The organism is Pseudomonas fluorescens (genome assembly GCF_001648775.1).
In the GTDB taxonomy this organism is placed as follows: Bacteria; Pseudomonadota; Gammaproteobacteria; order Pseudomonadales; family Pseudomonadaceae; genus Aquipseudomonas; species Aquipseudomonas fluorescens_M.
Genome location: NZ_LVEJ01000023.1, coordinates 295,520 through 313,320, shown reverse-complemented (window position 1 = coordinate 313,320; position 17,801 = coordinate 295,520). Strand labels below are relative to the sequence as shown.

General features: G+C 60.3%; 16 protein-coding genes. 12 read left to right on the top strand and 4 right to left on the bottom strand.

Going from position 1 to position 17,801, the window contains the following annotated elements; genetic code table 11:
* Positions 1-30 precede the first annotated feature (30 nt).
* Positions 31-144 (top strand): cytochrome c oxidase subunit CcoM, encoded by a 114-nt coding sequence (gene ccoM, locus A8O26_RS30470; protein ID WP_003222396.1) that lies wholly within the window; start codon positions 31-33, stop codon positions 142-144.
* 1,152 nt (positions 145-1,296) lie between these two features.
* On the opposite strand, the gene A8O26_RS21550 is transcribed toward ccoM, so the two are convergent.
* Both A8O26_RS21550 and A8O26_RS21545 read right to left on the bottom strand, forming a co-directional pair.
* Positions 1,297-2,772, bottom strand: coding sequence for an inorganic phosphate transporter (locus tag A8O26_RS21550; RefSeq protein WP_064119763.1), 1,476 nt, complete (start codon positions 2,770-2,772; stop codon positions 1,297-1,299).
* A 373-nt stretch (positions 2,773-3,145) separates the two neighbouring features.
* Positions 3,146-3,346, bottom strand: coding sequence for a hypothetical protein (locus tag A8O26_RS21545; protein WP_008080067.1), 201 nt, complete (start codon positions 3,344-3,346; stop codon positions 3,146-3,148).
* A 638-nt stretch (positions 3,347-3,984) separates the two neighbouring features.
* Here A8O26_RS21545 and pcaR point away from each other — a divergent pair.
* The 11 genes from pcaR (at position 3,985) to pcaC (ending at position 15,000) form a co-directional block, all read left to right on the top strand.
* Positions 3,985-4,827, top strand: coding sequence for a pca regulon transcriptional regulator PcaR (pcaR, locus tag A8O26_RS21540; RefSeq protein ID WP_008080069.1), 843 nt, complete (start codon positions 3,985-3,987; stop codon positions 4,825-4,827).
* 295 nt (positions 4,828-5,122) lie between these two features.
* Positions 5,123-6,469: an MFS transporter gene (locus A8O26_RS21535; protein WP_064119762.1), complete on the top strand. Its 1,347-nt coding sequence runs from the start codon at positions 5,123-5,125 to the stop codon at positions 6,467-6,469.
* 273 nt (positions 6,470-6,742) lie between these two features.
* Positions 6,743-7,600, top strand: coding sequence for a CoA transferase subunit A (locus A8O26_RS21530; protein WP_064119761.1), 858 nt, complete (start codon positions 6,743-6,745; stop codon positions 7,598-7,600).
* Positions 7,600-8,379 carry a CoA-transferase subunit beta gene (locus tag A8O26_RS21525; protein ID WP_064119760.1) on the top strand — a complete coding sequence of 260 codons (780 nt, stop codon included), beginning with the start codon at positions 7,600-7,602 and terminating at the stop codon, positions 8,377-8,379. Before A8O26_RS21530 ends, A8O26_RS21525 begins: the two co-directional genes overlap by 1 nt.
* Positions 8,376-9,581 (top strand): 3-oxoadipyl-CoA thiolase, encoded by a 1,206-nt coding sequence (gene pcaF, locus A8O26_RS21520; RefSeq protein WP_172828187.1) that lies wholly within the window; start codon positions 8,376-8,378, stop codon positions 9,579-9,581. Before A8O26_RS21525 ends, pcaF begins: the two co-directional genes overlap by 4 nt.
* A gap of 36 nt (positions 9,582-9,617) precedes the next feature.
* A complete protein-coding gene (gene pcaH, locus A8O26_RS21515; protein ID WP_008080089.1) occupies positions 9,618-10,322 on the top strand; it encodes a protocatechuate 3,4-dioxygenase subunit beta in 705 nt (234 codons plus the stop codon).
* Position 10,323: 1 nt separating this feature from the next.
* Positions 10,324-10,890 (top strand): protocatechuate 3,4-dioxygenase subunit alpha, encoded by a 567-nt coding sequence (gene pcaG, locus A8O26_RS21510; protein WP_064119758.1) that lies wholly within the window; start codon positions 10,324-10,326, stop codon positions 10,888-10,890.
* A 196-nt stretch (positions 10,891-11,086) separates the two neighbouring features.
* Positions 11,087-12,382 carry an MFS family transporter gene (locus A8O26_RS21505; RefSeq protein ID WP_064119757.1) on the top strand — a complete coding sequence of 432 codons (1,296 nt, stop codon included), beginning with the start codon at positions 11,087-11,089 and terminating at the stop codon, positions 12,380-12,382.
* Between the two features lie 46 nt (positions 12,383-12,428).
* Positions 12,429-13,793, top strand: a complete 1,365-nt coding sequence (locus tag A8O26_RS21500; RefSeq protein ID WP_064119756.1) for a 3-carboxy-cis,cis-muconate cycloisomerase — start codon at positions 12,429-12,431, stop codon at positions 13,791-13,793.
* Positions 13,794-13,805: 12 nt separating this feature from the next.
* The gene (pcaD, locus tag A8O26_RS21495; protein ID WP_064119755.1) at positions 13,806-14,594 is read left to right on the top strand and encodes a 3-oxoadipate enol-lactonase; all 789 of its coding nucleotides are present in this window, start codon (positions 13,806-13,808) and stop codon (positions 14,592-14,594) included.
* 13 nt (positions 14,595-14,607) lie between these two features.
* A complete protein-coding gene (gene pcaC, locus A8O26_RS21490; RefSeq protein WP_025110738.1) occupies positions 14,608-15,000 on the top strand; it encodes a 4-carboxymuconolactone decarboxylase in 393 nt (130 codons plus the stop codon).
* A 122-nt stretch (positions 15,001-15,122) separates the two neighbouring features.
* Here pcaC and A8O26_RS21485 read toward each other — a convergent pair whose 3' ends face one another.
* Together A8O26_RS21485 and A8O26_RS21480 are read right to left on the bottom strand one after the other, a co-directional pair.
* A complete protein-coding gene (locus A8O26_RS21485) occupies positions 15,123-15,929 on the bottom strand; it encodes a methyltransferase domain-containing protein (protein WP_064119754.1) in 807 nt (268 codons plus the stop codon).
* 297 nt (positions 15,930-16,226) lie between these two features.
* Entirely contained in the window at positions 16,227-17,486 is a 1,260-nt protein-coding gene (locus A8O26_RS21480; RefSeq protein WP_064119753.1) for an OprD family porin, read from the bottom strand.
* Between the last annotated feature and the right edge of the window lie 315 nt (positions 17,487-17,801).

The window sequence follows — 17,801 nt, the reverse complement described above, 5'->3', positions numbered from 1 at the left end:
CGCAGCAGAGCAGGGGCCAGGAGGCCAGTCATGTTTTTCGATAACGTGGTGTTTGCCGGGGTCCTGACTGTAGGTCTCATGGTTCTGTTTTTTGCAGGGTTTGGATTTTTTATCTGGAAGGATGCGAATAAGCGCAAGAAGTGATTCTTCTGGATTGTTGAGCACGCAAGGCATTTTGGGGCGACTTCGGTTGCCCCTTTTTTTTGTGACTTGGCGGCCTTTGGGCCGACCATGTTCTTGGGGGGTTGGGTGTATATCCGTTTTTTCGGGTGTTGCCACTGGCGGTTTCGCCCTTACGGCGACTCACTTTTTTTCAAACGCCAAAAAAAGTAAGCAAAAAACGCTTGCTCCTACGTCCGGCCCGCTCGCTGGGGCTCGGGGTTCCTTCGCTGCGGGATTGATCCGGGGGCATCGCCTCCGGTTTGCTGCGCTGCACCTCCTCTCGATGCATTTGGCTGCGCCAAACGGTCGCTGCGCTCCCACCCCCGGATCAATCCCTCCGCTCAGCCTTCCGACGTCGCCCGTGGATCAAGATCAAGAGCAGGCGAGCTGACACTCGGCCTATTGAGTGGTGAAAAGCGGGGCGCGCATGGCTTTTGTTTTTGTGGTGGGTTTGCCCCTCACCCCAGCCCTCTCCCGAGGGAGAGGGAGCCGATGGTGGGCTTTTCTAAATGTGCATTCAACTCGGTATCGCCAGTCGGTGCAGCTCGCCCAAACACCTCGGTCAGTCCCCTCTCCCTCCGGGAGAGGGTTAGGGTGAGGGGCTCTTGCTTCAAAGCTTCAAAATCTGAGTTCAACGCGGTATCGCACGTCGGCGTATCTCCCCCAAACACCTCGATCAGTCCCCTCTCCCTCCGGGAGAGGGCTAGGGTGAGGGGCTCTTGATCTGGCATTTGCTCTTGATCTGGCTCCGGCTTTTGATCTTCAGCCCCTATCGGCAGGCCGAGCGAAGGTGTTCATCCGGGGGGTAGGCGCGCAGCGCCGTGCGGCGTAGCCGCATACATCGAGAGGAGGTGCAGCGAAGCCAACCGTAGGCGATGCCCCCGGATGGACACCGTAGCGAGGGAACACTGAGCCTCAGCGAAGTGCCGTACGCCAGGGGCCAAGCCTTTTGCTTACTTTTCGCTGGGCCGGCACTCCGGCGTCTGGAAAAGTGAGTCGCTGTAAGAGCGAAACCGCCAGCGGCAGCACCCGCAAAAACGGATATGCCCCCAATCCCAATCCCAATCCCAACCCCCAAACACAAAAAAAGGCGCGATCCTCTCGAATCGCGCCTTTCTCAAGTGCCGCTATCTATCAGCTACCCAGCGCCTTCGACGCCAGCCAGAACAAACCAGCCGACAGCGCCACAGTTGCCGGCAAGGTCAGCACCCACGCCAACAGAATGGTGCGCACCGTGCCACCCTGCAGGCCGCTCTTGTTAGCGACCATGGTGCCCGCCACGCCCGAAGACAGCACGTGAGTGGTCGACACCGGCAGGCTGAAGATGTTGGCCATACCGATCAAACTGGCAGTGGTGATCTGCGCCGACATGCCCTGGGAATAGGTCATGCCTTGCTTGCCGATCTTCTCGCCAATGGTCAGTACCACACGTTTCCAGCCGACCATGGTGCCCAGGCCCAGGGCCAGTGCGACCGCCAGAATCACCCAGAACGGCGCGTATTCAGTGGTGGTGGTCAGGTCTTTGCGCAGCTTGTCGAGGTCAGCCTTTTCACGGGCTTCCAGGCCAGGCAGCTTGCCAACCTTCTTCGCGGTGTCGTCCAGGCAGAGCAGGTAACGACGCACTTCGATGCGGCTATCCGACGACAATGAGTGGTAGTCCGCTACGCCTTTAAGGGTGTGCAGCAGGGCGCTGATGGTCGGTTCGGTCTGCTGCGGGTTGCAGCGGAATTTCTCCGGCAGGTCGCCTTCAACGCTTTTGCCCAGGGCCAGGAATTCACCCAGCGAATCGGCATTGCGCTGGTAGAACTGGCTCAGGTGCAGGGTCGCATCGCGGGTGCGTTCGATCTGATAGGTGGTGCTGTTCAGGTCGAGGACGAACTGCGCCGGGACGATACCGATTAACACCAACATGATCAGGCCGATGCCTTTCTGGCCATCGTTGGAACCGTGCACGAAGCTCACGGCCATGGCCGAGATCACCAGGACCAGACGGTTCCAGAACGGCGGATGCTTCTTGTCGTCGATCTTGCGGCGCTGTTCCGGTGTCTTGTGCATCTTCGACAGCGGACGCCACCACTTCAGGCCGATCAGGATCAGCGCGGCGATCAGGAAGCCGGCCATCGGCGAGAACACCAGCGAGGCGCCGATATCGATCGCTTTCTGCCAGTTCACACCATCGGCCAACGGAATGTCGTTGATCAGGGCGTTGGCCAGGCCGACACCGAGGATCGAACCGATCAGCGTGTGCGAGCTGGAAGCCGGGATACCGAAGTACCAGGTGCCCAGGTTCCAGGCGATTGCCGCGGCGAGCAACGAGAACACCATCGCCAGACCATGGCCGGTGTTCACATTGATCAGCAGCTCAACCGGCAGCAAATGGACAATGGCATACGCCACGCCAACGCCGCCCAGCAGCACGCCGAGGAAATTGAACACACCGGAAAAGAACACCGCCAGGTGAGGCGGCATGGCTTTGGTGTAGATAACAGTGGCTACCGCGTTAGCGGTGTCATGAAATCCATTGATGAACTCGAAGGCGAGGACAAACGTCAGGGCGAGCAAGAGGCTCACAAGCACCCAAGCATCCAGTCCGCTGAATAAATCGATCATGAAGGTTTTCTGACCCGGTCGTAAGGGGGCGCGATTATGCCAGAAAAGACTGGAAATCGATCCCCTACCTGCTCATCGGTTACACACTTCTTCGATTTAATTTGTTGCAGCGCATTAAAACCAAGCGTGACGCAGGGTTTTTCAACTGTTTGATTTGTATAGAAAAATACTTTTTTGGCGACCATTTTTATGGCCGCGACAAAGGCTCAAACGCTTGTCTGAAATATCTGTGAAACGTGTAGGAAGCGTCCCTGATGCCTGCTGAGCAGGGGATCGCCGCTGCCCGCGGGTAGCGGGCGCGCAAGGCTTGCTCCTGACACCGCGCTTGTAACCGGTGCGGACGCGAACCCTCGAAAGCTTCAAAAACCGTGGCTCACGGCTCTTCGGCTTTGAGTTCCTTTTCGATCTTTTCGATTTCTTGCTTGAAGACCTGATCCTGAACGGTAGGGCGTTTGCGCCATGCCTTGCGTTCCGGTTCGGGTTGCGCGGCGTAGGTGGTGACTTCCCCGCCGTAAACTTCCTTGTAACGTTGTTCCTGGCGCTCAAGTTCCGCGCGCAGTTCGTCTTTCGTCACAGTGCTACCTGTATGAGTTGAGATAAATGTCTGGTGAAACGCACTGCAACGAATCAATTGAACGAACCCGACCCAAGCGCAACGCCTGAACAGGCATCGACGACATCGGCGGGGCGATCAAGACTTCCGTGTTACAGGCGGCTGCAGCACCAGATTAAAACTGACGCAGCTTCAGGGTCCTGTTTAGCCAGCGCTGGTGTTGCATGAATGATGAGCATCAGGCGCTGGCCGGGCTGTCGGCGATGGACATCGCGTCAGCAGGTGGCGACCGCAGCGTTTAAAAACGCGGTCCCACTGAACGCATTATAGCGGTCGATTCAGGAATGACTATCTTTGCCAAGTTAAAAACGGTTCCGGATGTGTGATTGTTTTGTTACTCGCAACTTTCATGAGTAGTTCAAATGCAGGCAAACGTTTACTTGGTCGCGTTGTGTTTTTGGCGCCATTTAGTCGATCAACTAAACCGTCTTGCAAAGTTGAACGCGCGTCTGCAACGGAGGGAAAGGGCAACCATCGACGCAATTGCGATAATCGGTCGAGCGTTCGATAATCGCCCAATGTTGCTGGCAGGATGCTTGTGCATCTGCCCGCGAGCCGTTTGTATAGCCGTTGATCCGTGCCGGATAAAAGGACAATAAATGAACGATCAAATGCGCAACTCCTTCACCTCCGTGGCGCCGCCTATCGTCGCCTCGCCGGCCAAGCGGATTCAGGCGCTGACCGGCGATCCGGATTTCATGACCTCACTGGCCCGTGGTCTGGCGGTGGTGCAGGCATTCCAGGAGCGCAAACGGCACCTGACCATCGCGCAGATCAGCCACCGCACGGAAATTCCCCGCGCTGCCGTGCGCCGTTGCCTACACACGTTGATCAAACTCGGCTACGCCACGACCGACGGCCGCACCTATTCATTGCTGCCGAAAGTGCTGACCCTCGGCCACGCTTATCTGTCGTCGACGCCGCTGGCCGTTTCCGCCCAGCCCTACCTGGACCGCATGAGTGAGCAACTGCACGAAGCCTGCAACATGGCCACGCTCGAGGGTGACGACATACTCTATATCGCTCGCTCGGCGACCACACAGCGGTTGATTTCGGTGGACCTGTCGGTGGGCGGACGCCTGCCGGCCTATTGCACGTCGATGGGGCGCATCCTGCTGGCGGCGCTCGACGATACGTCGCTGGGTGAATACCTCGACCACGCGGAACTGGTGGCCAAGACCAGCCGCACGATTCACACCCCCGAGGCGTTGCTCGAATGCCTGCAAGAAGTGCGGCAGCAGGGCTGGTGCATTGTCGATCAGGAACTGGAACAGGGCCTGCGCTCGATTGCCGTGCCGGTCTATGACGCCTCGGGCCAAGTGGTCGCGGCGCTCAACGTCAGCACCCACGCCGGTCGTGTCAGCCGCACCGAGCTTGAGCAGCGCTTCCTGCCGGGCCTGCTCAGCGCCAGCCGCGACCTCAGTGCGCAACTGTTCGCCTGATGAAGCTGTTCGATAAACGCACAGTGTTGCGTTTATCGAATTGACGCTAAAACCCCCGGATCATTAATGTCGCGGCAGCGTCATCCGGCGCAGATTGTGAATGAGCCCGCCGGATGTTTGACTCCCATAATAATGACAAGAGGCAACTCACCATGCGCACGCTCCCCGACTGTCTCAGCCCCATCCCCTGTTGCCGGGTTCACCGCAACGCCTGATCCAGACCTTCTATTCTTGTGACCGTGCCGCGCTGTGGCCGGTCGCCGTTCGACTGCGTTTTTTGCGTGGAATAAAAATAATGAACCAGCCTCAGTCCGCTGTAGGTCAATGCCTCGACGTGCAGACCTTCATCAATGCCCAACCGATCTCGCGCTATCAGTGGCGGGTGGTGATTCTGTGTTTCCTGATCGTATTCCTCGATGGCCTCGACACCGCTGCGATGGGTTTCATTGCCCCGGCGCTGTCGCAGGACTGGGGCATCGACCGCGCCAGCCTTGGCCCGGTGATGAGCGCCGCGTTGATCGGCATGGTTTTCGGTGCACTCGGTTCCGGCCCTTTGGCTGACCGCTTCGGGCGAAAAGTCGTCCTCGTCGGCGCCGTGGTTTTGTTCGGTGCGTTCAGTCTGGCGTCGGCCTACAGCTCTAACGTTGAACAACTGCTGGTACTGCGATTCTTGACTGGCCTGGGTCTGGGCGCGGGGATGCCCAATGCCACCACGCTGCTCTCGGAATACACCCCGGAGCGCAAGAAATCGCTGTTGGTGACCAGCATGTTCTGCGGTTTCAACCTCGGCATGGCCGGCGGCGGGTTTATTTCCGCCAAGCTGATTCCGGCGTTCGGCTGGCACAGTCTGCTGATGATCGGCGGGATTCTGCCGTTGATCCTCGCCGTGGTGCTGCTGTTCTGGCTGCCGGAATCGGCGCGCTATCTGGTCGTGCGTAACCGTGGCACTGACAAAATTCGCAAGACTCTGGCGCCGATTGATCCGGTCACTGTCGCTCAGGCCTCCAGCTTCAGCGTGCCGGAACAGAAAACCGTCAAGGCGCGCAATGTGTTCGCAGTGATCTTCTCTGGCACCTACAGCACCGGCACTTTGCTGCTCTGGCTGACTTATTTCATGGGCCTGGTGATTGTTTATCTGCTGACCAGTTGGCTGCCGACGCTGATGCGCGACAGTGGCGCGAGCATGGAACAAGCCGCGTTCATTGGTGCGTTGTTCCAGTTCGGCGGGGTGTTGAGTGCGGTCGCGGTAGGGTGGGCAATGGATCGCTTCAATCCGCACAAGGTCATCGGCTCGTTCTACCTGCTGGCCGGGGTGTTTGCCTACGCGGTGGGGCAGAGCCTGGGCAACATCACCTTGTTGGCGACTTTGGTACTGGTCGCGGGGATGTGCGTCAACGGCGCGCAATCGGCGATGCCATCACTGGCGGCGCGGTTTTATCCGACGCAGGGGCGGGCGACCGGCGTGTCGTGGATGTTGGGAATTGGTCGCTTCGGCGCGATTCTCGGGGCGTGGATGGGCGCGACGTTGCTGGGGCTTGGCTGGAATTTCGAGCAGGTGCTGACGGCGTTGGTGATTCCGGCGGCGTTGGCCACCACGGCGGTGCTGATCAAAGGTATGGTCAGCCATGCGGATGCGACTTGAGTACTACTGTCAGAATTTTCTTTGAATGTTCTGGCCCCTTCGCGAGCAAGCTCGCTCCCACATTGGAATGCATTTCAAAATGTGGGAGCGGCCTTGCTGGCGAAGCCTTTGATCTTGATTGTTAGGGAAATAACAATCTGTTCGATAAACGAACACTCAGTCGATTATCGGATTGTTTGGCACATTTCCCAGGCTTAATCTTCAGTGACTCCGGCGCTGAACCTCGCGCCTTTTTATCACTGGCGATTCATTACAAAAACGGGAGCCCGCTCCATGGCTGAGATCCTTTCGCTGCACGACGCGGTGAAGCAATTCGTCAACGACGGCGACACCGTCGCGCTCGAAGGCTTCACTCACCTGATCCCTACGGCCGCAGGTCATGAAATCATTCGTCAGGGCAAGAAAGATCTGACGCTGGTGCGGATGACGCCCGACCTGATCTACGACCAGCTGATCGGTGCCGGTTGTGCACGCAAACTGATCTTCTCCTGGGGCGGTAACCCGGGCGTGGGTTCGCTGCACCGTCTGCGCGACGCGGTCGAGAAACAGTGGCCGCACGCGCTGGAAATCGAAGAACACAGCCACGCCGACCTCGCCAATGCCTACGTCGCCGGCGCATCCGGCCTGCCGTTCGCGGTGCTGCGCGCCTACGCCGGTTCTGACCTGCCGAAGGTCAATCCGCTGATCAAAACCGTGACCTGCCCGTTCACCGGTGAAGTGTTGGCGGCCGTACCGTCGGTGCGTCCGGACGTCACCGTGATCCACGCACAGAAAGCCGACCGCCAGGGCAACGTGCTGCTGTGGGGCATCCTCGGTGTGCAGAAAGAAGCCGCACTGGCCGCCAAGCGCTGCATCGTCACCGTCGAAGAAATCGTCGATAACCTCAACGCACCGATGAACTCCTGCGTGTTGCCGACCTGGGCCTTGAGCGCGGTCTGCCACGTGCCCGGTGGCGCGCATCCGTCCTACGCCCATGGTTACAACGAGCGCGACAATCGTTTCTATCAGGCGTGGGATCCGATCGCCCGCGACCGTCAGACGTTTACCGCGTGGATCAACGAATACATCCATGGCTGCGCTGACTTCAGCGAGTTCCAGGCCAAGTTGGCCGCTGCTTCGGAGGCCAAGTAATGACTTACACCACCAATGAAATGATGACCGTCGCCGCGGCCCGTCGCCTGAAGAACGGCTCGGTGTGCTTCGTCGGCATCGGCCTGCCGTCGAAAGCCGCCAACCTCGCGCGCTTGACCTCATCGCCCGACGTGGTGCTGATCTACGAATCGGGCCCGATTGGCGCCAAGCCGAGCGTGCTGCCGCTGTCCATCGGTGACGGCGAACTGGCGGAAACCGCTGACACCGTGGTACCCACCGGTGAGATTTTTCGCTATTGGCTGCAGGGCGGGCGCATCGACGTCGGTTTTCTCGGCGCCGCGCAGGTCGACCGTTTCGGCAACATCAACACCACTGTGGTCGGCGATTACTTCTCGCCGAAAGTCCGTCTGCCGGGTGCCGGTGGCGCGCCGGAGATTGCCGGTTCGGCGAAAAGCGTGTTGATCATCCTTAAACAGTCGGCGCGCTCGTTTGTCGACAAGCTCGATTTCATCACCTCGGTCGGTCACGGCGAGGGCGGCGATTCGCGCAAACGTCTGGGCCTGCCGGGCGCCGGGCCGGTCGGGATCATCACCGACCTGTGCATCATGGAACCGGAAGCGGGCACCCATGAATTTGTGGTCAGCGCACTGCACCCGGGCGTGACCCGCGAGCAAGTGGTGGCGGCCACCGGTTGGGCGATTCGTTTTGCTGACAACGTCGAAACCACCGCGGAGCCGACCGACGTCGAACTGACCGCACTGCGCGACCTCGAAGCGCGCACCGCCGCCGCCCACGGCCAGGCACCGGGAGAAGCATGATGCGTGACGTTTATATCTGCGACGCGATTCGCACCCCGATCGGCCGTTTTGGCGGCGGACTGTCCGCCGTTCGCGCCGATGACCTGGCCGCCGTGCCGATCAAGGCCCTGATGGAACGCAATCCCTCCGTGGACTGGAACGCCATCGACGAAGTCTTCCTCGGCTGCGCCAACCAGGCCGGCGAAGACAACCGCAACGTCGCGCGCATGGCGCTGTTGCTGGCCGGCCTGCCGGAGACGGTGCCGGGTGTGACCCTCAATCGCCTTTGCGCTTCGGGCATGGACGCGATCGGCACCGCGTTCCGTGCGATTGCCAGCGGCGAGATGGAGCTGGCGATTGCCGGGGGTGTCGAGTCGATGTCGCGCGCGCCGTTCGTGATGGGCAAGGCTGACGCGGCGTTTTCGCGCAACATGAAACTGGAAGACACCACCATCGGCTGGCGTTTCATCAACCCGTTGATGAAGGCGCAGTATGGCGTCGATGCGATGCCGCAGACCGCTGACAACGTTGCCGACGACTATAAAGTCTCGCGCGAAGACCAAGATGCGTTTGCCCTGCGCAGTCAGCAACGCACCGACGCCGCGCAGGCTGCCGGCTACTTCGCTGAAGAAATCGTCGAAGTACGGATCGCGCACAAGAAGGGCGAAACCGTGGTCAGCCAGGACGAGCATCCGCGCGCCGACACCACGATTGAAGCGCTGACAAAATTGAAGCCGGTCAACGGCCCGGACAAAACCGTCACCGCCGGCAATGCCTCCGGCGTCAACGACGGTGCCGCCGCGCTGATTCTGGCTTCTGCCGAAGCGGTGAAAAAACACGGTCTGACCGCCCGCGCCAAAGTGCTCGGCATGGCCAGCGCCGGAGTCGCACCTCGGGTGATGGGCATCGGCCCGGTGCCGGCGGTACGCAAATTGATCGAGCGCCTTGGCGTAGCCGTCAGCGATTTCGACGTGATCGAACTCAACGAAGCGTTTGCCAGCCAGGGTTTGGCGGTGCTGCGTGAACTGGGCCTGGCGGATGACGCCGCGCAGGTCAACCCGAACGGTGGCGCCATTGCCTTGGGTCACCCGCTGGGCATGAGCGGCGCGCGTTTGGTGTTGACCGCGCTGCATCAGCTGGAAAAGACCGGTGGCAAGAAAGGTCTGGCGACCATGTGCGTCGGTGTCGGCCAAGGTCTGGCCCTGGCCATCGAACGCGTCTGACGCAAGCCGTGACGAAAAAGAACAGAGGAAAGCAACATGTCTGACAAGCCTGGTTACCGTCGTCCGCAGGAAGGCACTCAGCCTGAGTACCTGCACCCGACGTATCAATCCACCAACCTGCGCTCGCCGTCGAAGCCGTTGGTGTTTCTGCCGCACTCGCTGTCGGAAATCACCGGGCCGACCATCGGCGCCGAGCGTGTCGGCGACACCGACAACGACCTGACTGCCCAGCATGAGGGCGAGCCACAGGGCGAACGCATCATCATTCACGGTCGCGTGCTCGATGAAAACGGTCTGCCGGTGCCGGGGATTCTCGTGGAGATCTGGCAGGCCAACGCCGCCGGCCGCTACAACCACAAGCGCGACCTGCACGACGCGCCGCTGGACCCGAACTTCACCGGCACCGGCCGCACCGTCACCGATGCTGACGGCTGGTATCAGTTCCAGACCATCAAACCCGGCGCCTACCCGTGGGGCAACCACCACAACGCCTGGCGCCCGGCGCATATCCACTTTTCGCTGTTCGGGCCGAGCATCCTCACCCGTCTGGTCACGCAAATGTACTTCCCGGGCGATCCGCTGCTGGCGTACGACCCGATCTACAACTGCGTGCCGGACACCTCGGCCAAGGAACGCCTGATCGCCAGTTTCGATCTGGAAAAAACCATTCCGTCCTACGCCCTCGGTTATCGCTGGGACATCGTGCTGCGCGGGCGTGAAGCCACGCCGATGGAGAAATAAGATGACGCTGACTGCGACCACGTCCCACACCGTCGGGCCGTATTACCACATCGGCCTGACCTGGCTGAACCGCGAAGACCTCACCGTCGAGCAAACCCTCGGCGAGCGCGTGGCGATCACCGGGCAAGTGGTGGATGGCAATGGCGATGTCGTCAACGACGCCATGCTTGAAGTCTGGCAAGCGAATGCTGCCGGCAAGTATGACCACCCGGAAGACGAGCAGGACAAACCGCTCGATCCGAATTTTGAAGGCTTTGGCAGGGTGCCGGTGGATGCTGAAGGGCGGTTTCGTTTCACCACGATCAAGCCGGGTACGGTTGAAGGCTTGAAGGGCTCGACCCAGGCGCCACATCTGGTGGTGTTGGTGTTCGCCCGTGGCTTGGTCAAGCACTTGCTGACGCGGATCTACTTTGAGGGCGAGCCGGCCAACGTTGATGATCCGTTGCTCGAATGCGTCCCGGCTGAACGCCGCAGTACGTTGCTGGCGAAGAAGGACGCCTCGGGTGTTTACCAGTGGAATGTGATTTTGCAGGGCACCGACGCCGAGACCGTGTTCTTCGATTATTAATAGATCACCACCATCCCCTGTGGGAGCGAGCCTGCTCGCGAAAGCGGTGGGTCAGCCAACATAAATGTCGTCTGACACTCCCTCTTCGCGAGCAGGCTCGCTCCCACAGGGGAGAACTGTGTTGCAGATGGAACTGTGGAACGGGACTGTTGCAAAGTATGTCTAGACTCTCACTGTCCCTATCGAGTGAAAAACAATGACAACCACCACCTCTCATTACACGGGTGAAGAGCGCAGCAAGCGCATCTTTGCCATTGTCGGCGCCTCGTCCGGCAACCTCGTCGAATGGTTCGACTTCTACGTCTACGCCTTTTGCGCGATCTATTTCGCCCCGGCGTTTTTCCCTTCCGATAACCCGACGGTGCAACTGGTCAACACCGCCGGCGTGTTCGCCGCCGGTTTCCTGATGCGGCCGATCGGTGGCTGGATTTTCGGCCGGGTGGCGGACAAGCACGGGCGCAAGAACTCGATGCTCATCTCGATTCTGATGATGTGCTTTGGCTCGTTGCTGATCGCCTGCCTGCCGACCTACAAGGACATCGGTGTCTGGGCGCCGGTGCTGCTGCTGTTCGCACGCTTGCTGCAAGGCCTGTCGGTCGGCGGCGAGTACGGCACCACCGCGACTTACATGAGCGAAGTCGCGCTCAAGGGCCAGCGCGGATTTTTCGCCTCGTTCCAGTACGTGACCCTGATCGGCGGGCAACTGTTGGCGGTGTCGCTGGTGGTAATCCTGCAACAGTTCCTCACTGAAGACGATCTGCGCGCCTACGGCTGGCGGATTCCGTTTGTGGTCGGCGCAGTGGCGGCGCTGATTTCGCTGTTCCTGCGTCGTTCGCTGAAAGAAACCACCAACAAGGAAACCCGCGGACACAAAGACGCCGGCAGCATCAGCGCACTGTTTCGCGATCACAAAGCCGCGTTCATCACCGTGCTCGGTTACACCGCCGGTGGCTCGCTGATTTTCTACACCTTCACCACCTACATGCAGAAGTACCTGGTGAACACTGCCGGCATGCACGCCAAGACCGCCAGCTACATCATGACCGGCGCGCTGTTCCTGTATATGTGCATGCAGCCACTGTTCGGCATGCTTGCCGACAAGATCGGCCGACGTAATTCGATGCTCTGGTTCGGCGCGCTCGGCACGCTGTTCACCGTGCCGATTCTGTTGAGCCTGAAAAGCGTCAGCAGTCCGTTCCTCGCATTTGTGCTGATCACCGTGGCGCTGGCGATCGTCAGTTTCTACACCTCGATCAGCGGCCTGGTGAAAGCCGAAATGTTCCCGCCTGAGGTGCGCGCCCTTGGCGTTGGTCTGGCCTACGCGGTGGCCAATGCAATCTTCGGCGGTTCGGCGGAGTTCGTCGCGCTGAGCCTGAAGAACATCGGCATGGAAAACTCCTTCTACTGGTACGTGACGGCCATGATGGCGATCGCGTTCCTGTTCAGCCTGCGCTTGCCGAAACAGGCGGCGTACTTGCACCACGATCTCTAACCCGATGCGCGCGGGCCGTGATGGCCCGCGCCGGCAAGGACTGTTTATGACTCAGCGACCGGGCAATCAATTGTTCGATGCCTACTTCACTGCCCGCGATATGCGCGAAGTGTTCTGCGATCAGGGCCGCGTGCAGGCGATGCTCGACTTTGAAGCCGCGTTGGCCCGCGCCGAGGCACGGGTGGGTTTGATTCCGGCGTCTGCCGTCGCGCCCATCGCGGCGGCGTGCGCTGCGGGACTGTATGACTTCGCGGCACTGGGCGAGGCGATTGCCACGGCCGGCAATTCGGCGATTCCGCTGGTCAAGGCGTTGGGCAAACAGATTGCTGCCAGCGACGCAGAAGCCGAGCGTTATGTGCATTTGGGCGCGACCAGTCAGGACGTGATGGATTCCGGGCTGGTGCTGCAATTGCGTCAGGCGCTGGAGTTGATTGAAAGCGATCTGGCGCAACTGGCTGACTCTCTCGCTGTTCAAGCACAACGTCATGCTGCGACGCCGCTGGCCGGGCGTACCTGGCTGCAGCACGCGACGCCGGTCACCCTCGGCATGAAAATCGCCGGGTGGTTGGGCGCGGTGACTCGCAGCCGTCAGCGTCTGCGCGAACTCAAGCCGCGTCTGCTGGTGCTGCAATTCGGCGGCGCATCCGGCACGCTCGCAGCACTTGGCGAACAGGCCTTGCCGATTGCCCAGGCGCTGGCCGAAGAACTGCAACTGAGCTTGCCCGAACAACCGTGGCACACCCAGCGTGATCGCGTGGTCGAGTTCGGCGCGGTGCTCGGTTTGATCGCCGGCAGCCTCGGCAAATTCGGCCGCGACATCAGCCTGTTGATGCAGACTGAAGCTGCGGAAGTGTTCGAACCTTCAGCGCCGGGCAAGGGCGGCTCGTCGACCATGCCGCACAAACGCAATCCGGTCGGCGCAGCGGTGTTGATTGGCGCAGCGACACGTGTGCCCGGTCTGGTTTCGACGCTGTTCAGTGCGATGCCGCAAGAGCATGAACGCAGCCTCGGCTTGTGGCATGCCGAGTGGGAAACTCTGCCGGAGATTTGCTGCCTGGTTTCCGGTTCGTTGCAACAGGCGAAATTGCTCGCCGAGTGTCTGGAAGTCGATGCCGTGCGCATGGCCCGAAACCTCGATTTGACTCAAGGGTTGGTGCTCGCCGAAGCGGTGAGCATTGTGCTCGCGCAACGGGTCGGCCGCGACACCGCGCATCATCTGCTCGAACAATGCTGCAAACGCGCAGTGGCCGAGCAACGCCATTTGCGCGCCGTGCTCGGTGACGAACCCAAGGTCACCGCCGAGTTGAGCAGCGCTGAACTCGATGATCTTTTGAACCCCGCCCATTACCTCGGTCAGGCCAAAACCTGGGTCGAGCGCGCGGTGGCCGAACACAACGCATTGTCTGTCTGAAAGGAGAGGGCTGTGGCTTTCGTTCAACTCGCCGATGGCGAACTGCACTATCAAATTGAAGGCCCGGTCGATGCGCCGGTGCTGGTGTTGTCCAATTCGTTGGGCACTGATCTGCACATGTGGGACGTACAGATGCCGGCGTTTACCGAGCACTTTCGTGTGCTGCGTTTTGACACTCGCGGGCACGGCCAATCGCTGGTCACGCCGGGGCCGTACAGCATCGAGCAACTCGGTCACGACGTCCTCGGCTTGCTCGATGCGCTGCACATTGAGCGTGCGCATTTTTGCGGATTGTCGATGGGCGGCTTGATCGGCCAATGGCTGGGGATCAACGCCGGGCATCGGTTGAACAAGCTGATCGTCTGCAACACGGCGGCAAAAATCGGCGATCCGTCGGTGTGGAATCCACGCATCGAAACCGTGCTGCGTGACGGCGCGGCGGCGATGGTTGCGCTGCGCGATGCGTCGATTGCCCGCTGGTTTACCCCGGACTTTTCTGCAGCCCATCCAGCAACTGCCAAGCAGATTACTGACATGCTCGCAGCGACTTCGCCTGAAGGTTACGCGGCCAATTGCGCGGCGGTGCGTGATGCCGATTTCCGTGAGCAACTGGCGTCGATCAATGTGCCGTTGCTGGTGATTGCCGGCACTGAAGATGCGGTGACGCCGCCGTCCGGTGGGCATTTCATTCAGGAACACGTGCGCGGTGCCGAGTACGCCGAGTTCTATGCGGCGCATCTGTCGAATGTGCAGGCTGGCGCGGCTTTCAGCGATCGCGTGTTGGCGTTTCTTAAGGCTTGATAAGGGGATTTTCGTGGACGAGAAACAACGTTACGACGACGGCATGCAAGTGCGCCGCGCGGTACTCGGTGATGCGCATGTCGATCGCAGCCTGACCACGTTGACCGAGTTCAACTCGGAGTTTCAGGAGATGATCACCCGGCATGCCTGGGGCGATATCTGGACACGTCCGGGCTTGCCTCGGCACACACGCAGCCTGATCACCATCGCGATGCTGATCGGCATGAACCGCGAAGGTGAACTGAAACTGCATTTGCGGGCGGCGGCGAATAACGGGGTGAGCCGGGGCGAGATCAAGGAAGTGATCATGCAGAGTGCGATCTACTGCGGGATACCGGCGGCGAATGCGACGTTTCATTTGGCCGAGTCGGTATGGGATGAGTTGGGTGTCGAATCCCGGGAGTGACGGCGCCTGAGCTGACATCTTCGCGAGCAAGCTCGCTCCCACAGGGGAACGCATTCCAATGTGGGAGCGAGCTTGCTCGCGAAGGGGGCAGACGCCGTTGCACATCAATCAGCACAACTCATTCAAACCCTGGCGACAATAAATATCCGCTTGAACGCAAACAACGTATGCCCATCCGCCTCCTGCGGATAATGCTTATGCACCCGCATCAGATAGTGATAGATAAACCGCGCCTGCTCCGCTGAATCCAGCGCCTGCATCACCGGCCGCAGCGCCGAGACCTTCACCCAGTCATAAATCGGCGATTTGCCGTCGACCACCTGCAACTGCTCGGTTTCCCAGATATCCAGCGACGTGGTCATTGGCGCGAGCAAACGGTAGTAATCCTCCAGCGCCAACAACGGCCGCGCCGCCATGCGCTGGCGCAGTTGCGGTGTGCCCAACGGCGTGCCGCCCGGGCCGGCGTCTTCGAGAGTGTCGAGCATCAGCCGATACCACAACGCATCACGCCAGTCGGGCATGTGCGCCGCCAGGCAACCGCCCGGGTTGAGCTGGCCGAGCAGGCGCGGCAGCAGCGTCTGATGGCCGTCGATAAAGTGCAGCACGGCGGCGGCGAACAGCAAATCTGCCGAATGCTCAGGTTGCCAGTCGAGCAGGTCGCACTGTTTCCATAAGGCCTTGATCGGCAGGCACCGTGCTTCTTCAAGCATCTGCGCGGAACTGTCGATGCCCAGCAACTGCGCCCTTGGCCAACGCTTGGCCAGTAATTGCGTGGCAATGCCGGTGCCGCAGCCCAGGTCGTAAATGCGTTGAGGGTTTTGCAGGTCGACACGGTCGAGCAATTCATTGACCGGGCGTTGCCTGAGACGGGAAAACTGCTGGTACGCCTTGGCGTCCCAGTCGGGTGCTGCGGTGAGACGAGAGATCATGAGGGGGTCCTCCGGTGATCGGCGGTGTCTTCCGATGACAACCTGGTTCACAACATGAGGACCGACTACGACGACGGAAGCGGGAAGGGTGAAGCGCCTGAGTCCTTCAGGTTTTGCCACTCTACCCGCCGGCCGGCAAATCACCACTTCTCCTGACGGATGGCAATTAACTGCCGGTAGGAGATCAAATGTGCGAGCGAGCCTGCTCGCGAAGGCGGCTTCACATCCAACAGAGATGTTGACGGATGCACCGCTTTCGCGAGCAGGTTCGCTCCCACAGGAGGGGAATGTCGGTGGTCAGAGAAGGCTGATCGGGTAGCTGACGATCAAGCGGTTCTCATCGAATTCGTTGTTGCTGAAGTCCCGGCGCATGGTCGAGTTGCGCCATCTGACGTTCAGGTCCTTCAGCGCGCCACTCTGCACGGTGTAGCCCAGTTCCGACTCGCGGCCCCATTCCTTGCCGTCGGTGACGGTCCCGGTGTGCACGTTGTCGCCGCTGATATAGCGGTTCATCAGGGTCAGGCCGGGGATGCCGAGCGCGGCGAAGTTGTAGTCATGGCGCAATTGCCAGGAGCGTTCCTGCGCGTTGTCGTAACTGGCGTTGTAACTGTCGTTGGCCAAAGTACCGCCACTGGTGCCGTTGACCCGCATCCACGCGCTGTCGCCGGTGAGTTTTTGCAGGCCGACATAGAAGGTGCTGCCGCCGTATTTGGCGGAGAACATGCCCGACCAGGTTTTGTTGTCGAGGTCGCCGGCGCGGGCGCTGCCGTCATCCTTGCCGTAGAAGAAACCGAGGTTGGCGCCCAGCGTCCAGTCGCCGAGCGGCTGGCTGTGGATCAGATTGACGTATTGCTGGCTGTAGATGTCTTTGAGTTCAGCATTCCACAGGCCGATTTGTGTGCGTTTTTCGTTGAACACGTATTCACCGCCCTGAAAGTTGAAACGATCAGAGGTGAACGCCGCTTTGCCGGTCATCGACATGTCGCTCATGCTGCTGTCGTCACGTGGGCTGTTGGCGCGGAACTGGCCGCCGTAGAGCGTCAGGCCGTCGATTTCCTTCGAGGTGATCTGCCCGCCACGGAAGGTTTGCGGCAACGAGCGACCGTCGTCCGAACGCAGGATCGGCAGCACGGGCATCCACTCGCCGACCTTCACTTCGGTCTGGGAAAGCTTGGCCTTGAAGGCGACGTTGGTGCGGCCGAAGTTGTCGGCCGGGCGGCCGTCATGGTCCAGCGGCAGCAACTGCGTGCCACCCGTGCCTTTGCCGCCATCGAGCTTCACCGAATACAGACCGAGCACGTCCATACCGAAACCGACGGTGCCCTGGGTGAAGCCGGACTTGGCGTCGAGGATGAAGTTTTGCGTCCACTCTTCAGCCTTGCCCTGCGCCTTGGTCGGGTTGGTGAAGTTGCGGTTGATGTAGAAGTTGCGCAGGTTGAGGTTGACCTTCGCCCCTTCGATGAAACCGGCTTCTTCAGCCGCAGCGGGCAGCGCCGCGCCAGCCAGGGCCAGGGCGATCAGGCCGGGGAATGCGTAGGGCGCAGGGGAGGTTGTCATGGCGGGGGGCTCTCTTGTTTTTTTAAGGCGAACGGGGGCGCTGCGGCCGTTTTTTTGCGGTGCAGAAATGCGATGAGTTCAGGGGGTGAAGCGGGGCGATCAGCCGGACGGAGCGGGGCGCGGGAGCATGGTGTCGAACCTGTTGTTATTGGTTTTGTTGATCGAATGGTGCGGTGGGCGGATGTTTGGATTCAATTGGCAAAAGCGGGTTTTGGGCGATTATCGAACGCAAGATTCAGTTGGATTTTATGGTGTCTGTGAGGGCCTCTTCGCGAGCAGGCTCGCTCCCACCTTTGGAATGCGCTCCCCTGTCGG